The sequence below is a fragment of the Herbaspirillum huttiense genome, assembly GCF_004367745.1.
GTDB lineage: Bacteria > Pseudomonadota > Gammaproteobacteria > Burkholderiales > Burkholderiaceae_D > Herbaspirillum > Herbaspirillum huttiense.
In genome coordinates, this window is record NZ_CP037993.1 from 1297197 (window position 1) to 1321261 (window position 24065).

General features: G+C 63.4%; 26 protein-coding genes and 1 tRNA gene. 13 read left to right on the plus strand and 14 right to left on the minus strand.

Translation table 11 applies throughout. From position 1 onward, the window contains the following. Positions 1 to 121: 121 nt before the first annotated feature. The 8 genes from E2K99_RS05815 to E2K99_RS05845 all read left to right on the plus strand — a co-directional run bounded on the left by E2K99_RS05815 (position 122) and on the right by E2K99_RS05845 (position 5555). Positions 122 to 451 (plus strand): BON domain-containing protein, encoded by a 330-nt coding sequence (locus E2K99_RS05815; RefSeq protein WP_008326489.1) that lies wholly within the window; start codon positions 122 to 124, stop codon positions 449 to 451. A gap of 346 nt (positions 452 to 797) precedes the next feature. Continuing rightward, entirely contained in the window at positions 798 to 1427 is a 630-nt protein-coding gene (locus E2K99_RS05820; protein ID WP_006464715.1) for a response regulator, read from the plus strand. An 83-nt stretch (positions 1428 to 1510) separates the two neighbouring features. Beyond that, positions 1511 to 2008: a response regulator gene (locus tag E2K99_RS05825; RefSeq protein WP_240733860.1), complete on the plus strand. Its 498-nt coding sequence runs from the start codon at positions 1511 to 1513 to the stop codon at positions 2006 to 2008. 40 nt (positions 2009 to 2048) lie between these two features. Beyond that, complete coding sequence (locus tag E2K99_RS25445) at positions 2049 to 2189, plus strand: hypothetical protein (RefSeq protein ID WP_166675041.1); 141 nt, start codon at positions 2049 to 2051, stop codon at positions 2187 to 2189. Beyond that, positions 2173 to 4206, plus strand: coding sequence for a PAS domain-containing sensor histidine kinase (locus E2K99_RS05830; RefSeq protein WP_134221629.1), 2034 nt, complete (start codon positions 2173 to 2175; stop codon positions 4204 to 4206). The genes E2K99_RS25445 and E2K99_RS05830 overlap by 17 nt, the downstream gene beginning before the upstream one ends. A gap of 289 nt (positions 4207 to 4495) precedes the next feature. Beyond that, complete coding sequence (locus tag E2K99_RS05835) at positions 4496 to 4666, plus strand: CsbD family protein (RefSeq protein WP_034338233.1); 171 nt, start codon at positions 4496 to 4498, stop codon at positions 4664 to 4666. A gap of 260 nt (positions 4667 to 4926) precedes the next feature. Beyond that, positions 4927 to 5295, plus strand: a complete 369-nt coding sequence (locus tag E2K99_RS05840; RefSeq protein WP_240733861.1) for a hypothetical protein — start codon at positions 4927 to 4929, stop codon at positions 5293 to 5295. A gap of 44 nt (positions 5296 to 5339) precedes the next feature. Then, on the plus strand, positions 5340 to 5555 hold the full coding sequence (locus E2K99_RS05845; protein ID WP_008326509.1) for a glycine zipper 2TM domain-containing protein: 216 nt from the start codon (positions 5340 to 5342) through the stop codon (positions 5553 to 5555). 117 nt (positions 5556 to 5672) lie between these two features. On the opposite strand, the gene E2K99_RS05850 is transcribed toward E2K99_RS05845, so the two are convergent. Then, positions 5673 to 6062, minus strand: a complete 390-nt coding sequence (locus E2K99_RS05850; protein ID WP_134221630.1) for a hypothetical protein — start codon at positions 6060 to 6062, stop codon at positions 5673 to 5675. 226 nt (positions 6063 to 6288) lie between these two features. Continuing rightward, positions 6289 to 6447: a DUF3309 family protein gene (locus tag E2K99_RS05855; protein WP_039788823.1), complete on the minus strand. Its 159-nt coding sequence runs from the start codon at positions 6445 to 6447 to the stop codon at positions 6289 to 6291. A 581-nt stretch (positions 6448 to 7028) separates the two neighbouring features. On the opposite strand from E2K99_RS05855, the gene E2K99_RS05860 reads away from it, so the two are divergent. The 3 genes from E2K99_RS05860 to E2K99_RS05870 are packed head-to-tail and all read left to right on the plus strand — an operon-like array spanning position 7029 to position 10141. Then, a complete protein-coding gene (locus tag E2K99_RS05860) occupies positions 7029 to 8300 on the plus strand; it encodes a CmpA/NrtA family ABC transporter substrate-binding protein (RefSeq protein ID WP_420840910.1) in 1272 nt (423 codons plus the stop codon). Between the two features lie 58 nt (positions 8301 to 8358). Next, complete coding sequence (gene ntrB / locus E2K99_RS05865) at positions 8359 to 9315, plus strand: nitrate ABC transporter permease (protein ID WP_134221631.1); 957 nt, start codon at positions 8359 to 8361, stop codon at positions 9313 to 9315. A 13-nt stretch (positions 9316 to 9328) separates the two neighbouring features. Further along, positions 9329 to 10141: an ABC transporter ATP-binding protein gene (locus E2K99_RS05870; protein ID WP_134221632.1), complete on the plus strand. Its 813-nt coding sequence runs from the start codon at positions 9329 to 9331 to the stop codon at positions 10139 to 10141. 50 nt (positions 10142 to 10191) lie between these two features. Here E2K99_RS05870 and E2K99_RS05875 read toward each other — a convergent pair whose 3' ends face one another. From E2K99_RS05875 to E2K99_RS05895, 5 genes are all read right to left on the minus strand, one after another. Continuing rightward, positions 10192 to 10566: a DUF423 domain-containing protein gene (locus tag E2K99_RS05875; protein WP_134221633.1), complete on the minus strand. Its 375-nt coding sequence runs from the start codon at positions 10564 to 10566 to the stop codon at positions 10192 to 10194. 11 nt (positions 10567 to 10577) lie between these two features. Next, positions 10578 to 11096 (minus strand): hypothetical protein, encoded by a 519-nt coding sequence (locus E2K99_RS05880; protein WP_134221634.1) that lies wholly within the window; start codon positions 11094 to 11096, stop codon positions 10578 to 10580. Between the two features lie 6 nt (positions 11097 to 11102). Continuing rightward, a complete protein-coding gene (locus E2K99_RS05885; RefSeq protein ID WP_134221635.1) occupies positions 11103 to 11564 on the minus strand; it encodes a hypothetical protein in 462 nt (153 codons plus the stop codon). A gap of 117 nt (positions 11565 to 11681) precedes the next feature. Beyond that, the gene (locus tag E2K99_RS05890) at positions 11682 to 13856 is read right to left on the minus strand and encodes an SLC26A/SulP transporter family protein (RefSeq protein WP_166675042.1); all 2175 of its coding nucleotides are present in this window, start codon (positions 13854 to 13856) and stop codon (positions 11682 to 11684) included. Between the two features lie 332 nt (positions 13857 to 14188). Continuing rightward, complete coding sequence (locus E2K99_RS05895; protein ID WP_134221637.1) at positions 14189 to 16036, minus strand: FUSC family protein; 1848 nt, start codon at positions 16034 to 16036, stop codon at positions 14189 to 14191. A 132-nt stretch (positions 16037 to 16168) separates the two neighbouring features. Between E2K99_RS05895 and E2K99_RS05900 the strand changes: the two genes are divergently transcribed. After that, positions 16169 to 16906, plus strand: coding sequence for an FCD domain-containing protein (locus E2K99_RS05900; RefSeq protein WP_134221638.1), 738 nt, complete (start codon positions 16169 to 16171; stop codon positions 16904 to 16906). A gap of 25 nt (positions 16907 to 16931) precedes the next feature. Next, positions 16932 to 18089, plus strand: a complete 1158-nt coding sequence (lldD, locus tag E2K99_RS05905) for an FMN-dependent L-lactate dehydrogenase LldD (protein WP_134221639.1) — start codon at positions 16932 to 16934, stop codon at positions 18087 to 18089. A 44-nt stretch (positions 18090 to 18133) separates the two neighbouring features. Here the strand turns inward: lldD and E2K99_RS05910 are convergent, their stop codons facing one another. From E2K99_RS05910 to tolA, 7 genes are all read right to left on the minus strand, one after another. Then, complete coding sequence (locus E2K99_RS05910; protein WP_134221640.1) at positions 18134 to 19336, minus strand: S1C family serine protease; 1203 nt, start codon at positions 19334 to 19336, stop codon at positions 18134 to 18136. An 11-nt stretch (positions 19337 to 19347) separates the two neighbouring features. Beyond that, positions 19348 to 20007 (minus strand): CC0125/CC1285 family lipoprotein, encoded by a 660-nt coding sequence (locus E2K99_RS05915; RefSeq protein ID WP_134221641.1) that lies wholly within the window; start codon positions 20005 to 20007, stop codon positions 19348 to 19350. Positions 20008 to 20274: 267 nt separating this feature from the next. Next, positions 20275 to 20350: transfer RNA gene (locus E2K99_RS05920), tRNA-Lys, on the minus strand. A gap of 102 nt (positions 20351 to 20452) precedes the next feature. Beyond that, positions 20453 to 21208 (minus strand): tol-pal system protein YbgF, encoded by a 756-nt coding sequence (gene ybgF / locus E2K99_RS05925; protein WP_121037855.1) that lies wholly within the window; start codon positions 21206 to 21208, stop codon positions 20453 to 20455. A 5-nt stretch (positions 21209 to 21213) separates the two neighbouring features. Continuing rightward, complete coding sequence (gene pal, locus E2K99_RS05930) at positions 21214 to 21732, minus strand: peptidoglycan-associated lipoprotein Pal (protein WP_008326545.1); 519 nt, start codon at positions 21730 to 21732, stop codon at positions 21214 to 21216. A gap of 43 nt (positions 21733 to 21775) precedes the next feature. Further along, on the minus strand, positions 21776 to 23074 hold the full coding sequence (gene tolB / locus E2K99_RS05935; protein WP_039788991.1) for a Tol-Pal system beta propeller repeat protein TolB: 1299 nt from the start codon (positions 23072 to 23074) through the stop codon (positions 21776 to 21778). 3 nt (positions 23075 to 23077) lie between these two features. Then, positions 23078 to 24049, minus strand: a complete 972-nt coding sequence (tolA, locus tag E2K99_RS05940; protein WP_134221642.1) for a cell envelope integrity protein TolA — start codon at positions 24047 to 24049, stop codon at positions 23078 to 23080. Positions 24050 to 24065: the final 16 nt, after the last annotated feature.

Here is a 24065-nt window from a genome sequence, read left to right on the forward strand (position 1 = left end):
TTGAGCGCAATGGCAGTGGATTTGCACCGGGCCAGGGGCCCGGGCGGATCCAAGGCAAATTCTTTATCTCGTTCCTGTCGCAGTCACCTGATTGCGCAAACCAACTCAAAGGAGTTTCATCATGTCGCTGACCAAAATGTCCCTGACCAAGCGTTTCCTCGGTTTCTTCCTGGCCCTGTTCATGGTTTCCCTGGTGGGCTGCGCATCCAGCCCGGGCAAGGAAGGCACCGGCGAATACGTCGATGATGCCGTCATCACCACCAAGGTGAAGGCTGCCATCTTCAACGAGCCGAACCTGAAGTCGGCTGAAATCAACGTCGAAACCTACAAGGGCGTGGTCCAGCTGTCCGGTTTCGTTTCCAGCTCCACCTCCGCTGCCCGCGCCACCGAACTGGCCCGTGGCGTCAAGGGTGTGGTCTCGGTGCGTAATGACCTGCGCCTGAAGCAATAACGCTGGGAACTTGCAAGCGCGTGGCCGGTCTGTTGACCGGTCCGCGCTTTGTCAGCTTGTGGACGTGCCACTTGCAAAGCGCATCGGGGCGATCCGGTGCGTTTCGCAAGAAGACAGGTCAGGGCCTGTCAGGTATAGTTGGAACCCGTTGCTGCCAGGCAGGGGCAGGCCAGCCGGCCTGTCAGGACAGGGAGGCAGCGATGCCGGCCACAGGACGCGCGTGAATCGTGTACAGATTGCTGTACGGAATCATGTGCAGGGTCCGGGCCGGAATCGAGTACAAACATAAAACAGGTCCAAGCAGCGCCAACGGCGCTGAAGTATCAATTCACCGCTCAAAAATGCCATGACAAAAATACTTGTAGTCGATGACCACGCGGTCGTACGGGCAGGTGTGCACCACTTCATTTCGGAAATTCCGTCGATGGAAATCGGCGGCGAGGCCAGCACGGCGGAAGAAGCCATTCGCCTGGTGCGAACCCAGGACTGGGATATCGTGTTGCTCGATATCGCCATGCCCGACAAGAGTGGCGTGGAAGTGCTGAAGCAGATCAAGCGAGAAAAACCGGAATTGCCGGTACTGATGCTGTCGATGCACCCCGAGAGCCGCTATGCGGTGCAGGTGCTGCGCAGCGGTGCCTCCGGCTACGTGCAGAAAGAAGCGCTGGCAACCGAACTGGTCAACGCCATCAACACCATCCTGCGCGGGCACAAGTACATCAGCTATGGCGTGGCCGAGCTGCTAACCAGCGAACCGGTGGATTCAGAAAAGCCTTTGCATGAAACCTTGTCGCAGCGCGAGTACGAGATCTTCTACAAGCTCGGCCAAGGCCAGGGGGTGACGCAGATTGCCGACGAGCTGTGCCTGTCGGTCAAGACAGTAAGTACCTATCGTTCGCGCGTGCTGCAGAAGATGAGCATGACCAACAACGCGGACATCATTTATTACGCGATCAAGAACAATCTGATCGACTGAGCCGGGTTTCCCCCGGGCGGATATGTCGCCGTCTCTGGCCATTCTGGCCGGGCGGCAGGCAAGGAAGAGTGGTACGGCGCATCATGGATGACAATCTCAACAGCAGGGCCCAGCGCGACAGCGACGGGACGCCCTTGCGGATCTTCCTGGTGGAGGATTCGGAGGACGTGCGGGACCTGATCGTGGAGAGCCTGTCGGAAATCGCCGGTGTGCGCCTGGTGGGCTACGCCGAGACCGAACTGGAGGCCTTGCGCCATCTGCAGCAGACCAGCTATGACGTTCTGATCCTGGACATCCAGTTGAAGCAGGGCAATGGCATGAGCCTGCTGCAGTCCCTGGCGCGCTCCAATACGCGTCGCCAGAGCGAAGTGAAGGTAGTCTTCAGCAATCATGTGAGTCCGACCTATCGGCGCGTGGGAGTGCAATGCGGGGTGCAGCACTTCTTTGACAAGTCGTCCGAATTGCCGCTGCTGTGTGACTTGCTGGAAGAGCTGGCACAGAAGAGAGCGGGCAAGCTGGGGCGCACCTCATCGAGCAACAATACGCCGCCGCAGGGGCCGGCCCAGACGGGCGGAATGTAAATTTATTTTTTTGCTGCATCATGTGGTGCAGCTACCCAGCATGTCGCCAGGGCAGTTCGGCGCGACCTTGATGGATCAGACAATCAGAACCGATCATGGCAAGCAGGCCGCCACAGAAGGCGCGCAGGCGGCACGGGTCGCACCAAAGCAAGGGATTTTCGACGATGCAGAAGAACAATGACGGCCTTCGTCCGTCCTCCGCCGATCTCCAGAACAGCGCATCGGTGGAGTATTTTGCCGCGTCACACGCGCATTACAGCAGCATGGTGACGCTGGCCATGGGCCTGTCCATGGCGGTGATCCTGCTGGGCGTGGTGGTGCTGGTGACCGGCCTGCTGGGCGAAGAATATCGCCGCCTGCTCTCGGGCCTGCTGGCCGTGCGGGAGGTGACGGCGGGCGGTTTCATCTTGGGCGCTTCGGCGCTCTATCTGCGCTGCATGCATTCCGGCGCGCGCCGTCCTTCGGTGCGCAAGCTGGCCGTCGGCCTGGCGGTATTGCTATTGGTGCTGGGTGTGGCCTCGCTGGTGCAGGGGGTGATGTACACGCTGGGCTGGTTGCCGCTGGATGGTGCGCATCCGATTTCGCCACTGGCCGTTCCTCCTTTGATGTCAGTCGGTTTCGTGCTGATGGCGCTGGCCTTGCTGCTGCATGACTGGCGTCTGCTGGGCGGCTACTATCCGGCGGAATATCTCGCCTTCACGCTCATGGGCCTGTCGGGCATCCCTCTGGTGGGCTACCTGTATGACGTAAGCCAGTTCATCTATCTCGATTTCCCGCTGCCCATCTCTCTGCTGTCGTCGCTGGTGTTTGCGCTGCTGGGCGCGGCCTTGCTGATGGCGCGTCCCTCGCATCCGCTCATGGCGGTGATCCTGCGCATGGCGCCCGGTGGCCAGATGCTGCGCCATCTGCTGCCGCAGACCCTGTTCCTGCTGCTGGCCTTCAGCCTGCTGCTGAACTGGGGCATGACGCATGGCTGGATCCTGCCGGAGCTGGTGCTGCCGACCCTGACGCTGATCAACGGCGTGATCGTGCTCTTCATCTTCTGGGGCTCGGCCAGCCGGCTCGACAGCGAATACGGCGAACGCACGCGCAACGCCCAGAAGCTCGCCGAAACCAGTGCGTTGCTCAATGCCGTCAGTGAAAGTACCAGCGACCCGATCTTCGTCAAGAACCGCCAGGGCCTGATGATCTTCGCCAACCCGGCCACGCTGCACAAGCTGGGCAAGACTTGGGAAGAGACCATGTACCGATCGAGCCGCGAACTGTTCCTGGTCGAGGAAGAGGCCGATACCGTCGACCGTGATGATCGCCGCGTCATGGCCTCGGGCAAGCCCGAGAAGCTGGAGCAGACGCTCCACCTGCCCGAAGGCGTGGTGACCTTCCAGACTGCCAAGGTGCCGTGGTTCGGCAAGGATGGCAGCGTGCAGGGGGTGATCGGCATCAGCACCGACATCACCGAACGCAAGCAGGCCGAGGATGAATTGCGCGAGCGCGAGAGCCGTCTGGAGAAGACCGTCATCGAACGTACGGCGCTGCTGCGCGAACTGACCAACCACCTGGAAACGGTGCGCGAGGAAGAAAAGCGCGCCATCGCCCGCGAGTTGCATGACAACATGGGGGCGTCGCTGACGGCCCTGTCGATGCACCTGGAAGGGGTCTACCAGATCCTGCCGCCGGATGAAAAATGGGCCGATCGCAAGACCCGCATGCAAGGTCTGATGAAGTCGCTGGTGGCCACCACCCGGCGCATCCAGACCGAGCTGCGTCCCAATACCCTGGACCTGTTCGGGCTGAAGGCTGCGATCTCGGAACAGCTCGATGAATTGCACGAGCGCACCGGCATCGCCTGCCACGCCAGCCTGCCCGATGAAGACGTCGATGTAGGCCACGAGATGGAAATCGCCATCTACCGCATGCTGCAGGAAATGCTCAACAACGTGACCAAGCACGCCAAGGCCAGCAAGGTCGACGTGATTCTCGATGTCGATGAGGATCATGTGGCGCTGACCGTGCGTGACGATGGCGTGGGCATTCCCGAAGAGCGGCGCGACAACCACAAGACCTATGGTCTGCGCGGCCTGCGTGAGCGTGCCACGTTCTTTGGTGGTGAGGTCGATATCCGCTCCACGCCGGGCAAGGGCGCGCTCATCAGCATCAGCCTGCCGATCCGTCCGGAACTTGCTGCCAGCGAGACTTGACGGGCCGGCGCCCGACGCTATTCAAGATTGCGTCACACCCTCTGAAAGCCGCCCCCAGGGCGGCTTTTTGCGTTTTGGTGAGGTTTGTTTGAGGAGCGTTTTTCCTGCACCGTTTTTCGTTTTTTCCTACGCGTGAAAGGATGACTCTCTTATGTTCGCCCGACAGGCTCATCGGTACCATGGATTCATCGTCACTCACCGCCCGTCGGGCCGGCAAGGGTGGCGGAGCCGGCAGCCAGCCCAGTGCGGCACCGGGTAACCATCAGGCAAACAACCCAAAGGAGCCATCATGAACAAGGACCAGATCAAAGGCAGCTTGAAGGAAGTGGCAGGCAAGGTGCAGGAGAAGACCGGTGAGCTGACCGGCAATACCAGCCAGCAGGTCAAGGGTGCTGCAAAGCAGGTCGAAGGCAACGTCCAGAAGACCTATGGCGATGCCAAGGAAGCCGCCAAGGACTAAGTCCTGGATGTCCGTGTTCCGGTGACCTGATCAGGCACCGGCGGCACGGGCCGGCAGGGTGTGAAGGACATCTGAAGCAGGCAGCACAGCGCGTGTAGGAAAACGCCTACACGAATATCGGAAACGGCTGATTTTGTGATGCAGCAATTTCCGCGACCATGTGGTCATGGTGCTGGTAGAGCCGGGAATTGCAAAAGAGTTCACGGTTTGCCGCATGAAATTTTGCTCACCGCCAGAAGGGACCCCTGAAAGGGACGACCATGAAAAAAACAGTCGGTATTTGCATGCTGGCAGCCGCTTCGGCTTTCGCCACTCACGCTTTCGCAGAAACTCCGCAAGCCGTCGACAGCGCATCGCGCTGGTCGGCTTCCACGATGGACCGTCACATGCCGGTGGATGCAGCGCGTCTGCACAAGCTGGGGCAGAAGAAATTCCGCTACATGGACATGGCCGAGAGCAAGCGCTCCAAGTCCCTCCAGAACGCCGTGCTGCTGTTTGGCGCACGCGCCGATGGCAAGGATCCGGCAGCGCAACGCGAACCGGCCAAGGCTGCGCCCAGCGCACCGGTTTATCGTGATCACGCACAACAGCCCAAGGCACCGCGCGTGATCATGCGTCCGTCGACCTGATCGGCGGCCGTATTCCCCTATTCGACAAAGAGGAAGGAGTCATCATGAAGACCATGCAAAAACTGGCAGTGACCTCGGTAGCCATCTGTGCCTTTGCCGCCCTGACCGGCTGCAGCGGCATGACCCAGCAAGACAAGAACACCGCCATCGGCGCAGGTGCCGGTGCCGTCGGTGGTGCCGTCCTCACCGGTGGAAGCGCCATCGGGACCGTGGGTGGTGCCGCCGTCGGTGGCGTCATCGGCAATCAGGTCGGCAAGTAATTCGCTGGCCGGCTGATCCCGGCTGCCGCTCCTCGCGCTGAGGAGCGGCCCACCACAACGCCGCGACAGGGTGACCTGGCGCGGCGTTGTTGCATTCAGGAGGTGGATGGCGGCCGCTTATCTTGCCGCCGACCTGGCGCCGTGCTTGTGCATCGGCTTGCGCTCGCCCTTGACGGGTGTCGCCGCGGGTTCGCCGCCCTGGTAGTCCTTGAAGATGCGCTGTGCTCGCGCAGCATCCTGCGACCTGGCGTCGGCGGCTTGCTTGCGGCAGGCTGCAGCATCCTTCCCGCGTAGGCTGCGGCAGCCCTGCAGCGCCTCGGCATAGGCGGCCGCCGTTTCCTTGTTCAGGTTTTGCAGCCGGCCTTTGGCGCTGTTGTCTTCCTGGTACCAGCGCTGGGGATCGGCCTTGCTGACATCTTCTTCAGCAGCGTGCGCGGCGGCCGCGCAAAGCAGGCTCAGGGCCGCCAGGAGAGCGGGCAGGGGAGAAGCGAGGAATTTATTGTTCATCTGATGTCAGCCTCATCACGGTACGGGAGCAGGGAAAGCCGTGCGCGTGAGCTTGCCCCGGCAGGGCGAGGCGGCGTCCACAAGCAAACGGCGCGGACGGTGACAGGCACCGTCCGCGCCGTTTCCCCGTCCGCCACCGGATGGTATCAGGCTTGCGGGAGGGAAGGGAGCGTCTGAAGGCTGGGGCCATGGTAGCCGGACCGCACAGGCCGGCTGCCGCCCCGCCTTATATCTTGCCGAGCAGCAGCAGGATCAGCAGGATGATGACGATGGTGCCAGCGATACCGCTGGGACCATAGCCCCAGCTGCGGCTGTGCGGCCAGGCCGGGATGACGCCGAGCAGGATCAGGATCAGGACGATGAGCAGGATGGTGCCGAGGGTCATGGATTTCTCCTTTGTTATTGAGTTCGTTCTTGCCCGCCAGGGTGCAAGCGCCGGGTGATTCGTAAAGCTGGGGTCATCTTAGGGTCAGCCGGTCCGCCGCACGATCAGCGCCCATCGCAATGTGCTGTAGGAAAATCCGGCAAGCGTGAGTAGGTGGCCGCGCCCGGCTTGGGCAGCGCAGGCCATCGTTGCGACCCTGACAAATCGCTGCCAACTTGGTGCAAGGCACAACCGAAGTGCGGATCCCGCCCGATTTGATCGCGCCGCGCGGTCCGCCTGCTGCCGCTGCGGATCTCATCGTGTTCCCTCGCAACGCAGTTCCCATGCGGCTTTCCGAGGTGCGTCGCGGTTCTGGCACGCTCTTTGCTGAAGCTGATGCACAAGCGCAGCAATGCGCAAGCAACGTGAAGGTGTGGCCAATGGCGGTCGCGCCGTCCAGGACAAAGGCGTCTTCCGGTATGGGTCATCCATGTCGGAACACGCCTTTTTTTGTTTGGGCTTTCTTCAAATCGCAACGCAAGGGGAATGGTGCTATGGAATCCAAAGGTCAGGCAGACAAGACAGGCGCGCTCGGCAGCGGCATGCAGGATGCACAGGACAGCGCGCTCAAGGCAGCGGACAGGGTGGACGGCAAGCGCCGCACGCTCCTGCAGGGCGGTGCACTGGCCGCCGGCAGTGGCATGCTGGGCATGCTCCCGGGCGGTGCGTGGGCGGCCGGCTCGGACAAGCCGGAAAAGGAGGAAGTCAAGATCGGCTTCATCCCCCTGACCGATTGCGCCTCGGTGGTGATGGCCTCGGTGCTGGGTTTCGACAAGAAGTACGGCATCAAGATCGTCCCCAGCAAGGAAGCCTCCTGGGCCGGCGTGCGCGACAAGCTCACCAACGGCGAGCTGGACGCGGCCCACGTGCTGTATGGCCTGATCTATGGCGTGCAACTGGGCATCGGCGGCCAGAAGAAGGATATGGCAGTGCTGATGGGCCTGAACCATAACGGCCAGGCCATCACCTTGTCCAAAAAGCTGGCCGACAAGGGGGCGGTCGATGGCGCATCGCTCTACAAGCTGATGCAGACCGACAAGCGCGAATACACTTTCGCACAGACCTTCCCGACCGGCACCCACGCGATGTGGCTGTATTACTGGCTGGCCGCCAATGGCATCAACCCGATGAAGGATGCCAAGGTGATTACGGTCCCGCCGCCGCAGATGGTGGCCAACATGCGGGTGGGCAACATGGATGGCTTCTGCGTGGGCGAGCCCTGGGGCCATCGCGCCATCGTCGATGGCGTCGGCATCACCGCCATCACCACCCAGGACATCTGGAAGGACCATCCCGAGAAGGTGCTGGGCACCTCGCTGGAGTTCGTGCAGAAGTACCCCAATACCTGTCGCGCCATGATGGCCGCCATCCTGGAGGCCAGCAAGTGGATCGATGCCTCGCTGGCCAACAAGAACAAGATGGCCGAGGTGATCGCCGACAAATCCTATGTGAACACCAGCAAGGACGTGATCGACCAGCGCATCCTCGGGCGCTACCAGAACGGCCTCGGCAAGACCTGGGACGATCCCAACTACATGAAGTTTTACGACGAAGGCCAGGTCAACTTCCCCTTCCTCTCGGATGGCATGTGGTTCATGACCCAGCACCGCCGCTGGGGCCTGTTGAAGAGTGATCCGGATTACCTGGCCGTGGCCAAGTCGGTCAACCAGATCGATCTCTACAAGGACGCTGCCGCGATGACCAAGACACCGCTGCCCAAGGAGGTCATGCGCAGTTCCAAACTGATGGACGGCACGGTGTGGGACGGCAAGAATCCGGCGGCCTACGCGCAGGCGTTCAAGATCAAGGTGTAAGCGGGTGCGGCCTGCGCCGTGTCCATCAAGGTGAAGTGCTTAGAGCAAGGGGAAGATGATGAGTGCAGTCGCAGAGAGCATCATGGGTGAGAACGCCAAGCCCGCTGGCAACGGCCACGCCGGCGTGTCTGCTGCCGGCGAGCCGGTGCGTGCAGCCGCCGCCAACGAAGCGCAGGTGGCACCCGTCGCCAGCGCTGCCGGCAGCGTGAAAGCGCGCAGCCTGCGCAAGAAGATCATTGCGGGCGGCCTCTTCATGCGCGTGGTGCCGCCCCTGCTGGGGGTGGCGCTGCTGGTGCTGGTCTGGCAGATCATCGCCTTGAAGACCGCCAGCTTCCCCACGCCATGGGTGACCCTGAAGGAAGCGGGCGTGATGTTTTCCGATCCCTTCTACCGCAACAGTCCCAATGACCAGGGCATAGGCTGGAACGTGCTGGCTTCGCTGCAGCGGGTCGGCATGGGCTTCGGACTGGCGGCGCTGGTGGGCATTCCGCTGGGCTTTGCGATTGGCCGCGTGGAATTCCTCTCGCGCATGTTCGGCCCCATCATCAGCCTGCTGCGTCCGGTCTCGCCGCTGGCCTGGCTGCCCATTGGCCTCTTGGTGTTCAAGTCGGCCAATCCGGCGGCGATCTGGTCGATCTTCATCTGCTCGATCTGGCCGATGATCATCAACACGGCCGTCGGTGTGCAGCGCGTGCCGCAGGATTACATGAACGTGGCGCGCGTGCTCAATCTCTCCGAATGGAAGGTGCTGACCAAGATTCTGTTCCCTTCGGTGTTGCCCTACATGCTGACCGGCGTGCGCCTTTCCATCGGTACTGCGTGGCTGGTGATCGTGGCCGCCGAGATGCTGACCGGCGGCGTCGGCATCGGCTTCTGGGTCTGGGATGAATGGAACAACCTGAATGTGCCGCACATCATCATCGCCATCGTCGTCATCGGGGTGGTCGGTCTGGTGCTGGAACAATTGCTGGTGGCGCTGGCCAAGGCGTTCACCTACGAGCAGGTCAACAACTGAGGAGGGCGGGATCATGGACAACATCAACGGCAAGTTCATCGACATCCACGGTGTGGAGATGGTGTTCCACACCAGGAAGGGCGTCTTCCATGCACTGCGCGAGATCAACCTGACGGTGGCCAAGGGCGAGTTCGTCACCTTGATCGGCCACTCCGGCTGCGGCAAGTCGACCTTGCTGAACCTGATTGCGGGCCTGCTCAAGCCCAGTGATGGCGTACTGCTGTGTGCCAATCGCGAGATCGGTGGTCCGGCCCCGGAGCGTGCAGTGGTGTTCCAGAATCACTCGCTGCTGCCCTGGCTGACCTGCTATGAAAACATCTATCTCGGTGTGGAGCGCGTCTTCGGTGCCAGCGAAAATCGCACCCAGTTGCGTGACCGCACGCGCGCCGCGCTGGCCTTGGTCGGTCTGACGGCGGCCGAGAGCAAGCGGCCCAATGAGATCTCCGGCGGCATGAAGCAGCGTGTCGGCATTGCCCGCGCGCTGGCGATGGAGCCCAAGGTCCTGCTGATGGATGAACCCTTCGGCGCACTCGATGCACTGACCCGTGCGCACCTGCAGGATGAGTTGTTGAAGATCGTCGCCAAGACTGAATCGACGGTGGTGATGGTGACCCACGATGTGGATGAGGCGGTGCTGCTGTCGGACCGCATCGTGATGATGACCAATGGTCCCGCTGCCACCATTGGCGAGATCGTGGAAGTGAAGCTGCCGCGTCCGCGCGACCGTGTCGCGCTGGCGCAGGATGCGCAGTATGGTGCCTATCGCACGGCGGTGCTGGAGTTCTTGTACCGCAAGCAGGCGCATCCGGCGCGGGAGGCGGCCTGAAACAGCATTAATGCCGGTTTAATGCTCTCGCGAAGAACCTTAAGCGCAGCTTAACGGTTCTTCAGCGCTGCCCACGCCACCAGCAGCCACGCTGCGAGAAAGGCCGCACCGCCAAACGGCGTGATGGCACCGAGGATGCGGGTGCCGGTCAGGGCCAGCAGGTAGAGGCTGCCGCTGAAGATGACGATGCCCGCCAGCATCAGCCGGCCGGCCCAGTGCAGCGCGGCACCGGCCATGCGCGGCATCAGCAGCGCCACGGCGATCATGCCCAGCGCGTGCATGACCTGGTAGGTCACGGCGGTATGCCAGATCGCCAGCATCTCTTCGGAAATCATTTTCTTCAAACCGTGCGCGCCGAAGGCGCCACAGCCCACGGCCACGAACATGTTCAGCGCGCCAGCGGCGATCAGGGTGCGTTCTTTCATCGGTCTTGCTTTCAGTCGGGAAGATTCAGGGCTTCCAGTTCCGTCTCCGGCAGGCCATCTTTGCCCGCTGTCTCGACGGCATCCGGATAACAAGCGCGATGCTGTTCCTTGCCGCTGCTGCGTTCACGCACCACCAGTCCGGAGGAATCCTTGGGGAGGTTCTGTCCCTTGAAACCGGTGCGAATCATCCGGTCATAGTAAAAATAATCGTAGCTGTCGGTACTGAAACGGACATGCGATTCGTAACCACCCGAATACATGGTGTAGCTGCGAAAGAATCGTCCTTCCGCAGGCTGGGGCGTATCGGGAAATTGCATCTCGATCTTGCTTGCAGTCCCGAAGCGGTATTGCAAGCGACTGCGCTTGTCGGGATAGTCCGCCGAGGCGCACAGTGACGCCGTTTTCTTGCGCGCGGTCTGGCAGCTGTAAATGATTTTCTCTCCCGGCTTGCACAGGCTCTGGGGGAGGGGCGCTGCCAGCGCAGGAAACGACGGCAATCCAAGTAACAGGACGAGTATGCGTATTTTCATTTTGATTCAATAAGTCGGACGTACGCCTTTGCCCAGCCGAAACTCATGCCGCAACACGAACTGCGACGTGGCGATCAGCCCCGACAATCCCAGGATCAGTTGCGTCAGCGTATCCGGCGGCAGCACCCATACGCTGCCTGCGGGGGCCGGCACGTTGGCGGCAGCGCTGATGACCGGGGCCGCCCATGAGGCTTCCTCGCTCACGTCCAGCAGGATCTGGCCTTCGGGCGTGGTGTGCAGATGGATCTCGCCGCCCAGCTCCAGCGTGAAGCAGATGCCCTGGCCGGCGTTGACGGTGTTCATCTTGTGACGGAACACCACGGCCTGCAGCTCGCGGTTGTAGGTGTCGATCCAGGTCTCCACCTCCTGCACGTTCTGCAGCACGATCCACGCGCGCGGTGCGGGGATGGTGTCGGCACCGGCAACGGCGTCATCGGGGAAGATCGGTTCGGGGGCTTGCTCGGACATGGTCAATGCAGGGCCGCGCCACGCGCGGCCCGTGGTGGCTACGGGGAAGGCAGCAGTATATCGGATCGCCGCGCCCGTCACTGCGGAGGATGCTGACCGCCTGCGGCATGCTCCGTTTCAATAAGCCAGCCGATACGCCTCATTGGTCGATTCCAGCCGGCTGGCAATGACCTTGACCACATACGCATGCAGGCGCAAGGCTGTGGCCGGGTCCTCTTGCTCCAGCTGGCGCAGGCTGGCCAGCGTCAGCTGCCAGGCCAGTGTGGGGCGGTCGGTGACGACGTCGGCGGTGCGCCGCTGGCCGCGATAGAGCGCCATCTCGCCGACGATGGTGGCACTGCCGAAGGACCGCAGGCGCATGCGGCCACCGCCCTCCAGCGGCAGCGAAATGCTGACCAGACCTTCGTCGATGAAATACATTGAATCACCCGCATCGCCCTTGCGGAACAGCAGCGTGCCAGCGGCCAGTTCCACCTTCTCCATGCGCGCCATGAGTGACGCCATTTCGCGCGCATCAAAATGCTCGGCCAGGCTGCTGTGCAGGGCATCGCGTGATTCATTCCGCATGGCCTGTTCCAGCAGGCGGTCTTCCACCCATTCGAGGGCCAGGTCGAGATCGGCAAACTCGCGCGGTACCGTGCCGCTGAAAGCAGCACGCGCAATCGGACGGCGGATGGGGTCGGCAATGCCGGTCAGGATCAGGGTCACCTTGTATTGCTCGCACACCTGCGCCAGCTTGACGAAGCTTTGCGAGGTGGACGCATCCAGTCCCTGCACATGGCGGAAGTCGATGATGATGAACTGGCGCGGCGACTGCAATTGCTCGCGCACCCGATGCACGATCTGGTTGGCGCTGCCAAAGAACAGGAAACCCTGCAGGCGCATGCCGAAGACGCGCTGGCCCAGCTGCTTGAGTTCCGCATGGGCGGCGGCACCGCGCTCCAGTTTGGAGTGCAGGGTGGCGCCGGTGAATTCCATCTTCACGCAGGACACCCGGCCATAGTCCAGCACGAACAGCACGCAAGCCACCACCACGCCCAGCGCCACGCCGGTGACGAAGCCATAGCAGGCCACCACCGCCACGATCAGCACGATCAGGAAATAATCCCCGCGCGCCAGACGGCGGCTGCGGACCAGCCATTCATTGAGCAGTCCGCCACCCAGGCCGATCAACAGCCCGGCCAGCACCGGCTTGGGGAAATAGCCCAGGAGCGGAATGAAGAACAGCGCGCACACCAGGCACAGCACCGCCGCCAGCAGGGTGGCGACGCGATCGCGCGAGCCGAAGCGGTAATTGAGCAAGGAGCGCGAGAGCGAATGGCAGCCGACCACGCCCCCGAAGCATCCGCTGAGCATGTTGGCCAGGCCGGCACTGCGCAGTTCGCGGTTGAAATCCACTTCGCGCCGCGTGGCCAGGCTCACGCCGGTGGCATTGAGCAGGATCGCGAGCGTGGTCACGGCGATCAGGGCCAGCAATTCGCCATAGTGACGCCACAGGATGTCCCAGTGCACCAGCGACCAGGAGACCTGCACCGGCAGCTGCACATGGCCCAGGCTCAGCGGCGCGAACATCCAGCCCAGCGCGCGGGCCTGCGCCAGCGACAGTCCGCTGGCCGCCAGCGCGCCATAGAAGGCCGCACTGGCCAGCGCCAGCGAGACCGGCAGCGCCAGCGGGTGATCGAACTTGCGGCCCGGCAGGCCCAGCATGCCGATCACCACGATGGCCACCGGCAGCAGTTCCTGCCAGTGCAGGTCGATGCCGGTGCGCAGGGCATCCAGTCCCAGGGGATGTCCGGTCAGCACCGTGAAGGCACCGCTCCAGAGCAGATAGCCAGTCCCGGCGAGGAAGCCGCCGACCACCGGGAACGGCACGAACAGCACCAGGTTGCCGCGCCGCAGTGCGCCCAGCGCCATGAGCGCCAATCCGACCAGGAGGCTGCTGAGGGTGATGGCGATGGTGACCGTGGCCAGGATCTCGGCTGGAGAGAGCTGGGCGCGCTGCATGGTGGCGCTGATGCCGCCGACCATCAGCGAGAGCAGGCCGACCGAATTGGAGTCCGCCCCGCCCAGCATGAAGGGCAGCGAACTGGTGAAGCAGATCACCAGCAGGCACAGCACGCTGGTGACGAACATCAGCGGCAGCCCGGCCTGCAGCAGGGCATCGCCGCTGCCGCCAAAGATCATGACGGCATAGCTGACCGCATAGCTCACCGACACCAGCGCCACCACGCAAGCTGCCGGCAGGCTGCCCAGCCAGTGGCGTGCGCGCGCCAGCAGTGTGGATTGCGGCATCAGATGACTTTCCCCGAAGGCTGCGCGTTTGTGCGGCATGCCTGTACCCCCATCGATAAGGACCGGTCGTTGCTGCCGGTCGTTGTTGTTGTCTGGCGTGTGCCTGCGCGCCCCCGCGCGCGTTACCGGCCCGGCGCTTCGCGGTGCATGCCGCGGTCGTCGCCGTTGTTCCGGTAGTGCCAATCATGAAGGGCAATCTATCACACGAAAATGACAAAATGACAACAAGCCCCCCGGTTTGATGAACGAAGTGAAGGTTTCGGCAGATATCCGCGTCGCTGCTGATGTTGCGCTCTTTCCCTCCGGAAAAAGATGAAGGGAAGCGCCGTTTTTCAGGGAGCCTCGGCGCGGCCGTTTTGCCGGTGCCACTGAACCGAGGCTTGCCCGGCCAGTTCACGCAGGCTGCGCAGGGAAGCGACTTCATCGGCGCTCAGGGCGTCGCGCTGGCGGCGCAGACCGCCGAGCTCGTGCAGCGCGGTTTCGGCCTCGATGCTGGCCAGTCCGGCCTGGCGTTGCAGCTGTCGCAGCACAGGAGCTGGCTGCTGCGACAGGACGGCGTCCAGATAGGCGCGATTGGCTTCCAGTCCGGCCGCGATGCGCTGGCGCGGCGTAGCGCCGAGATCGGGCCACAGCGCCAGCGCGGCCAGCAGGGCGGCAGCGCTGCCGATCAGGTTGTCCAGTGCGCGGGCCGAGGCGATCCCGGTGCCGGGCTGCAGCATGTCGGTCACGCAGATGAAGAGCATGGTCAGAAACACCACGAACACCGTGTAGTTCACCAGCCGCAGGGCAATTGCCAGCCCTGCCAGCAGGACCGCCACCAGCGGCAGCAGCAGCCCGTGGGCCGGGACCAGCTGCAGCAGCGTCAAGGCCAGCAGGCCGCCCAGCAGGCTGCCCAGGATGCGTTCCAGGCAGCGTGTCCAGGTCTGGCGCGCCGCGCCCTGCAACACCACGACCACCGCCATCGTCGCCCAATACGGATAGCCCAGATGAAAGGCCTCGGCCGCATAGAACACGGCGGCCACGCCGGCAGCCTGGCGTCCCCCCTGTTGCACGCCCCGCAGCAGGCCGGCGCGCAGGCGGTTGCGGGGCGGGACCGCCGGGGCAGGCGAGGGCGGCGGCGAACATGCGCCGGCGTGCGCGGCTTGCCGTGCCTGCAGCAGGCGGTCGGCTTGCTCCAGCGCGCGCAGGCAGCCGGCGATCAGGGGATCGGCTGCGGCAGCGTGCGGTCGGGCGCTGCGCGGCCGGTTGGCCTTCGCGGGGGATGTCTCCAGAACGGCGTGGGCGTGCAGCAGCACGGCGATGGCCACACGCGCAGCCCGGCGGCGCTCGCCCGGACTGGCCAGTTGCTGGATGGCCGCATGCTCCAGTGCGATCAGGGTGTGGAAGAGCATTTCGCAGGCTTCCAGCCGGCGTTCCCATGCATCCGCCTCGGCCATGGGGGTGCCCGCATGCCGCTGCAGCATGGTCCGCAGGCGTTCCAGCGCCAGCCGTGTGGCGCGGCGGTGTTCGCCGTGCTCACGGTGCCATTGCTGGTCACGGTGCTGTCCGGGCGGCGCGGCCAGCAGGGCCAGGCTCATGTCCATCATGCGCAGCAGCGATGCACGGGCCGCCTGGCGCAGGGCAGCCTGGTCGTCGAGACGCCAGGCCAGATTGATCAGCAGCCAGGCCCAGGCGGCACCGGCGCAGAAGGAGGCGGCCTGCAGCGCGGCCATCGCCGCCCCGTGCGGAAAACCAGCCGCCACCACGGCGACCACTGCCAGCAGCGTCCCCAGCAGGGTGCCGGACTCGATGGCAGCGGTCAGCGTCACCACGCCCAGCACCATCAACGGCGCGCTCAGCAGGGCCGCGTGCGGGGCCCAGGAGGCGCTCCAGGCACCGAAGAAGGCCACCGCCGTGCCTGCCACCGCAAAGCCGCCCAGCAGCCTGCGGCGTTGTGCGTGCGGCCCCGGCGCGTCGCACAGGCAGGTCCAGAAGGCCGCGAACACGGCCCATGCCAGCCAGCGCTGGCCGCTCAGCATCGCGGCTGCCAGCGGCAAGGCAATGGCCACGCCGGCACGCACGCCTTCCCCGGCATTGAACTGCTCCTGCAACAGCGGGAAGGAACGCAGTTCCAGCCGCCGGGCAATGCGGCGGGCATGGGCAGCGAGCGGACGGGCAGATGAACGGAGCAGGAGTCGCATGGCGAAATACGGAAGTGGTCGGACCACTATGCAAAGGCATTGTGGCGTCCGAGAAGCGAATACTACAATCGACTGCAATTCCTTCCCAAGGATCCTGCAAAGTGGTCCGACCACCAAGAAAGTGAGCTGCCGATGACTGCCTCTCCCCTGGTTGATCGCCTGGCCAGCCTGATTGCCCGGCAAGCGCTGGCACCGGGCCAGAAGCTGCCGTCTGAACGCACGCTGGCGGCCGAGTTCGGGGTGTCGCGTTCGTCCCTGCGCGAGGCCATTGGCGTGCTGGCCAGCCGGGGTGTGCTGGTGGCGCGTCACGGTGGCGGCACCTTCATGGCGGACGACGAGCAGGCAGCGCTGACCGACCCGATTGCCGAGGCCTTGCAGCCGCTGGCGCCACTGGCGCGCAGCGACGCCGGGTACTGGAAGGACGTGGCCGAGATCCGCTTTTCGCTGGAAGGCGATGCGGCCTATTTCGCTGCCCTGCGCGCCAGCGACGAGGACAAGCGCCGCCTGCAGCAGGCCTATCTGGCAGTCTCCACTGCGCCGCTCGACGATCTGGCCGCGCAGGCGCGCACCGATGCGGCCTTCCATCTCGCCATCGCCCAGGCCTCGCGCAACGTGGTGTTGCGGCAGGTGATGTCGGGCCTGTTGCGGCTGCTGGAGATCAGCATTGCCGACACCCTGCGCCAGCTGTATCGCCTGCCGGACATCGTGGCCCAGCTGGATCAGCAGCATCGCCAGATCCTCGATGCCATCCTCGCCGGCCGCGCCGAAGAGGCGCGCCAGCATGCCAATGCGCATCTCGACTTCGTGCAGCAGCGCCTGCTGGACATCGAAGAAGCCCCCGCCCGTGCGCGGCGAGCCGCTGCCGTTTGATTTCTTTCACGTTACCAGGACCATCATGATCATCTCTTCCACCCACGATTACCGCGAAGCCGCCCGGCGTCGCTTGCCGCGTTTCCTGTTCGACTACATCGACGGCGGTGCCTACGATGAACACACGCTGGCGCGCAATTCGCTGGACCTGCGCCAGCTGGCCTTGCGTCAGCGGGTACTCAAGGAAGTGGGCGAAGTCGATCTCTCCACCACGCTGCTGGGCCAGTCGCTGGCCATGCCGCTGGCGCTGTCGCCGGTCGGCCTGACCGGGATGTACGCCCGGCGCGGGGAAGTGCAGGCGGCGCGGGCGGCGGAGAAGGCGGGCATCCCCTTCACCTTGTCGACGGTGTCGGTGTGCCCGATCGAAGAGGTGCAGCAGGCGGTGACGCGGCCGATCTGGTTCCAGCTGTATGTGCTCAAGGATCGCGGTTTCATGAAGAACGTGCTGGACCGCGCCTGGGCGGCGGGTGTACGCACGCTGGTGTTCACGGTGGACATGCCGGTGCCGGGCGCACGCTATCGCGACCGCCATTCGGGCATGTCCGGACCCAACGCTGCGCTGCGCCGCTATCTGCAGGCCGTCACGCATCCGCGCTGGGCGTGGGATGTGGGTTTGCTGGGACGTCCGCATGATCTCGGCAATGTCTCGGCCTATCTCAACAAGAAGACCGGACTGGAAGATTACGTAGGCTGGCTGGGGGCCAATTTCGATCCGGGCATTGGCTGGCATGACCTGCAGTGGATACGCGATTCCTGGCAGGGCAGCATGCTGTTGAAGGGCATCCTTGATCCCGAGGATGCACGCGAGGCGGTCCGATTCGGTGCCGATGGCATCGTGGTCTCCAACCATGGTGGCCGCCAGCTGGACGGCGTGCTCTCGACTGCGCGCGCCTTGCCGGAGATCGCCAGTGCGGTGAAAGGGGATCTCGCCCTGCTGGTGGATTCGGGCGTGCGTTCGGGGCTGGATGTGGTGCGGCTGTTGGCATTGGGTGCCGATACGGTGATGCTTGGGCGTGCCTTCATTTATGCGCTGGCCGCAGAGGGGCAGGCCGGGGTGGAGAATGTGCTGGGTCTCTTTGCCAAGGAAATGCAGGTGGCCATGACCTTGACGGGGGCGCGCAGGATCGGCGAGATCAGTACGGATAGCCTGGTGAAGGCGGGTGCCAGCGCCCCCGTGATCTGAGCCTGAGAACCGGGGGCCGCTGCTGCTTCATGTTCGGTGGCGCTTCACATCTTCGCAATCACCAGCTCGCACTTGCGAACCGATTCCTGCCCGCGCAGCATGTCGCCCTTGAGCGCATAGATCGGTGCACCGGCGGTGATGCTGCCGGTAAACCTGAATTGCCACATCCGGTCGGGATCGCTGACGCGGTAGCCGAAGCCGGTGATATCGAGCCGGTTGCTGCCGAACTGGCCGGTCAGATTTTCCGCCCGTATGGCATCGCGGCGATGCAGGGAGATCGCGACCTTGCCCACTTCCGCCTCGAAATGCGCCTGATAGGCTTGCGAGAACTCGCCGTTGTCGGCGCGCGCTCCGCAGGTCATCAAGCCGTACCAGCGTTCGCCACTGCGCACGCTGTTCGGATTGGCCGGCACTGATGGAGCGGCCCCGGCGGGCGGCAACTGTGCTGGCGGACGAACCGGCTGGGCGGGCAGGGCGGCGGGCGGAGCCATCGCGACGGGAGGCGCTGCCGGCGCAGGCAGCGCGGCCGGAGGCTGCGTCAATGCCGGTGGTGTGGGGGTGGCTGCGGTGGCCGTGTTGACCGTGCTGTTGCGCTTGGCGAGGACTGCGCGGCCGCGGGTCTCCAGATCGCGTATCCATTCGGCCGGTACTGCGAAGGAGAGATTCTGCACCGTAGCCCCGGCAATCATGGCGGTAGTGATGCCGATCAGTTCGCCCTTGTCATTGAACAGCCCGCCGCCGCTGGAGCCTGAAGAAATAGGTGCCGAGGTCTGCAGGAAACGCAGCTTGCCCTCGTTATCCAGCCGCAATGCAGAAAGCAGGCCATCGCTGATCGTTTCTTCCAGCGCGCGCGGTGCTCCCAGCGTGAAGACCTTCTGCCCGACCCGCAGGCTGCGTGCGGGTGCGATGGTGACGGCGGGGGCCTTCAGGCCTTCGGCACGGACCTGGCAGAGATCGCGCTCCGGATCCGGAAACTCCAGCTTGCCCCCCAGCGTGAGATTGCCGCGCCGCAGCTTGAAGCTGCTGGCGCGCGCCAGCACGTGGCAATTGGTGACCAGCCGTTCCGGCCCGATCACGACGGCCGAACCGGTACTGAAGATCTGTCCTTGCGCGTCCATGGCCTGCACCACCCAGATACTGGGCGAGAGCTGCTGGAACAGGGTTTCGGCATCCAGTGCGTGGGCTGGCGGCGCTGCAGCGAGCAGGGGGCCGAGCAGGCCAAGGAGCTTGGTCAGGCGGGATCTCATGGAGGTGCGTCTCAGGGGGTAGGCAGGAGGTTCTTGAGGTCGTCGATGGTGACCTGGCCATTGCGCCGCTGTTGCGTTGCCGGCAGGGGCGTGAAGACCAGGGCGGACTTGATGACGTCCTGTTCGGGTGGAGCGGGTGACTGGCCTGCGCTTTTCACGTAGGGGCCGATGAGCCGCAGGACCACTTCGGCGCTCAGCACGGCCTGGCCGGGATACTCGGCGGGCTTGCGCAGCATCTTGACCACGGCATTGCCGGAGTAGGTGATGATGGGCGTGCCGGGTGTGTAGATGTAGATCGGGGCAGCGTGGGTGGCGGTGGGCGTGAGCCGTGCCAGGGGATCGTTGCCGTCTTGCGGGTCGCTTTGCCAGGAGGTATTGGTCATCGGCGGCGCGACCGGTTTGGGGACAGGATCGCTGGGCTTGAGGATGATGAAGTGGGAGTAGCCCTGTTGCTGCGTCAGTTCTGCGCAGCGATAGATCCAGTAATGCCAGACCATGTCGCGGCTGGTTTTGCCGTTGCCGGAGAAGGTGACGCGGTACAGGTCATCGGCCAGTTTGGCATCGGTATAGCCCCCGGTCAGTCCGCGCGGCCCGTAGGCGGTGGCGCAGCCGGCCAGCATTGCCGCTGCCAGCACGATGCCGGCAACGCCCCTGAATGATGATGTCAGCATCATGTTGTTCTTTGTTGTCGTTGATGATGTGGACCCGTTTTGGCCGGTATGAAGTTCTCATCCGGCAGGGCCTTGATTCAATGTGTGAATCTTCACATGGCGTTCTGACAAAGGGCTGACGGGGGGGGCTGACGGGGAGTTTTCTTCAGAGAAAATTGAAACGAGCGCTGGCGAGGCGCTTCGCGGAAATGCGGGGATGTGAAGGAAGGGGCAAAAACAAAAAGGGCCCCAGCGAACTGGAGCCCTTCTCATGTACTGCTGAATTTCTGGTAGGCCGTGCGGGATTCGAACCTGCGACCAACGGATTAAAAGTCCGCTGCTCTACCAGCTGAGCTAACGACCCGAAAGACCGCTATTATAGGCAAACTCTATCGGCGGTGTCAACACTGTGCCTTCACAAACGATCATGATCGTTCATCAAACACCATCACCGCGATGAACCCGCTTACTTGAGCGACGCCATCCTATCCTTGCCGGTCTGTGCGGCAGGGGTGTTCGGATACTTGGCGATCAACTGTTCCAGGGTCTTCTTGGCCGCTGCCTTGTCCTTCAGTTCAGCTTGCGAACTGGCGATGTTGAGCAGGGCGTCAGCGGCCTTGGGGTTGTCCGGATAATTCTTCACCACCACCTGCTGCGCAGCGATGGCACCCTTGTAGTCGCGCTGGGCGTACAGGGCATTGCCTTGCCAGTATTGCGCCGAGGCGGCGTAGCCGGATTGCGGATAGCGCTTGATGAAGTCGGCAAAGGCGTTGGCCGCTCCCTTGTAGTCGCCACCCTTGAATTGCGACAGGGCCGCATCATAGGCCTGCTGTTCGGACACGCCCACAGCCACGGTCTGGCCATCGACTTGCACCTGCTGCGGCTCCAGCTTGCGCAGGCGTGCATCCAGGTCGACGTAGAAATCCTTCTGGCGTTGCTGGGCGTTGGTAATCTCGTTGGTCAGCACCTCGATCTGGCCGCGCAGCGCCGCAATCTGGGATTGCAGGTTGTCGTTGCGGTCCGAGAGCGTCAGGACACTGTTCTTGTCAGCCTTGTTGGCAACGTCACGCTGCAGGGCTTCGATCTTGGAACGGATGTCCAGGATGGCCTTGCGCGCCTCGTCATCATCAAACAGGCCGGCACGGGCGGTAAGCGGTAGGAAAGCCGTGGCGGCCAGCAAGGCCGCCACGGTTACCGATTTCAGTTTGAAAGCGGTATGCATGTCGATTATTGGTAAGCGATGTCAGCGCGACGGTTCTCGGCGTAGGACGCTTCATCCTGGCCCAGTGCCTTGGGCTTTTCCTTGCCGAAGGAAACCGCTTCCACTTGTGCATCCGACACGCCCAGCAGGACCAGTGCCTTGCGGACGGCTTCTGCACGCTTCTGACCCAGGGCCAGGTTGTACTCTGCGCCACCGCGATCATCGGTGTTGCCCTGGATGATGACCTTGCGGTCCTTGTGAGCCACCAGGTACTTGGCGTGGTTTTCGATGACGGTACGGTATTCCGGCTTGACAGTGTAGCTGTCGTAGTCGAAGTACACGCTACGCTTGGCCAGCACGCCTTGCGGGTCGTTCAGCGGATCAACCGAACCGGCGTTGACGGTGCCCACGGCGCGGGTGTCAGCGCCGTTGCTGGCGCCGTTCTGCACGGGGGCGTTGGCCTTGTCGTCCAGCTTGGTCGACGAGCAGGCGGCCAGCAGAACAGCGCTGGAGACGATGAGGGCGAAGGTACTGATAGTGCGCATTTTGGATTTCTCCTTGTCGTGATGAAAGCAATATTGGATTTCTTTATTTCATGAACGGACCCCAGGTCGGTTCCCTGATATCACCGGCCTGCGTCGTCAGACGCTGTTTGATTCGGCCATCGACGGATACGACGGCCAGGGATCCGCGACGACCAGATTCCGTCGCGTACATGATGTATTTGCCATTGGGCGCAAAGCTGGGCGACTGGTCACGGCTGCCATCGGAGAGGCGAATCTCCTGGCCATTGGTCAGGTCCAGTGCATACAGCTGGAACAGACCGTCGCGACGCGAAATGAAGGCCAGCGTCTTGCCATCCGGCGAAATGCGCGGGCTGATGTTGTAGCTGCCATTGAAAGTGACGCGCTGGGGAGAGCCACCATCCAGGCCCACCTTGTACACCTGCGGGCCGCCGCTGCGGTCGCTGGTGAAGTAGACGCTACCGCCATCAGGCGAAAACTGCGGTTCGGTATCGATGCCGGCACTGTTGGTCAGGCGGCGCAGGCCCGAACCGTCGGCATTGATCACGTAGACCTGGGTCAGGCCATCGCGCGTCAGGGCCACGGCCAGGCGCGAGCCGTCCGGCGACCAGGCCGGGGCCGAGTTGCTGCCCTTGAAGTTGGCCACGATGGAGCGCTGGCGGGTCACCAGGTTCTGGATGTAGACCACCGGCTTCTTCATCTCGAAGGAAACGTAGGCGACCTTGGTGCCATCCGGCGACCAGGACGGCGAGATGATCGGCTCATTGGAGCGCAATGCCACCTGCGTGCCTTCCCCATCGGCATCGGCCACTTCCAGGCGGTATTCGTTGCCGGACTTGGTCACATAGGAGATGCGGGTGGAGAAGATGCCCGGGATGCCGGTCAGCTTCTGGTAGATGTCGTCGGCGATCTTGTGCGCGGTCAGGCGCAGCAGTTGCGGCTGGGCACCGATGGACAGGGCCGAGAGCTGGCTCGACTGCACCGTGTCGAAGAGGCGATAGCGCACGTCGAAACGGCCATCGGCCAGGCGCGTGACGCTGCCCACGGCCAGTGCGTTGGCACCGCGCTTCTGCCAGTCGGCATAGTTGATGGCCGAGGAATCCGAGAGCGCATCGCTATTGTCGATCAGCTTGAAGATGCCGCTGCGGGCCAGGTCGGCCTTGACCACCGAGGTGATCTGCTGCGGAGCGGATTCTTCGCCCGGGAAGGCGGCGATGGCCACCGGGATCTGCGAGGCACCCACGCCGGTGATCTCGAAGCGGATCTGCGCCTGCGAGGCCGGGGCGAAGGACAGGCCGGCCACGGCCACCATGGCAGTGGCCATGCGGGTCAGGGACAGGGTCAGGTAACGGGCTTTAATCATCGTTTACTGATCTTTCGGATAATGGGTGAATGTGAAGCTGGACGGCACCTTGCCATCCGTATCGGCCGGGAAGGGCTGGGACTTCATGACGGCAGTCCGCACGGCATCGTCGAAGCCAGGGACACCTGAAGGCTTGTTCACACGCACGCTGCGTACCGTCCCGTCCGGGAACAATTCGACAGTGTACTCCCCGGCAGGGTTTCCGCTGACGCCGCTATTGTCGAAGACCGTGTTGCTGCGGATCTTGGCGCGCAACTTGTTGGCGTAGCTGGGGCTGCCCTTCGGACCTTGCGACTTCTCGGCCGTGCCGGTGCCACCGGTGGCACTGGTGGCCTGGCCCATCATGCGTTTCAAGTCTTCCTGGCGACGCTGTTCGGCCGCCTTGGCATCGGCCGCGGCTTGCTGCTGCTTCTTCTTGTCGGCAGCCTGCTTCTCGGCATCGGCCTTCTTCTTGGCTTCTTCTTCCTTCTGCTTGTCTTCCTTCAGCTTCTTCTGCTTCTCGGCTTCCAGCTTTTCCTTCTTCTCGCGGTCAGCCTTGTCCTTCTCGGCCTGTTCCTTCTTCTCGCGCTCGGCCTTTTCCTTCTCTGCCTTGAGCTTGTCGGCCTTTTCCTGTTTCTCCTGCTCTTCCTTGCGCTTCTTTTCCTTCTCTTTTTGCAGGGCGATATCGGGCTTGTCGAGCTTGGGCTCGTCGATCACCTTGGGGGCGACGGTCTTGGGCTCGATCACGGGCTGCGGCTTGTGCGGCTCGACCACCGGATCAGGTTCGGGCTGCGGCTGGGGCGGCGTGGGCAGGGGCGCGGCTTCCTTGTACTGCGGATCCCAGATCTCGGCTTCCACCGTCAGCGGTGTTTCGCTCTGCCAGCGGATGCCGATCCAGAAGAACAGGAACAAGGCCACGTGCATCACCAGCGCCAGCGTGATGGCGCGCCAGCGGCCGGGTGGCTTGGGGATGGTGTAGTGTGCGTTATCGCTCATATCACTCGGCTGTGCG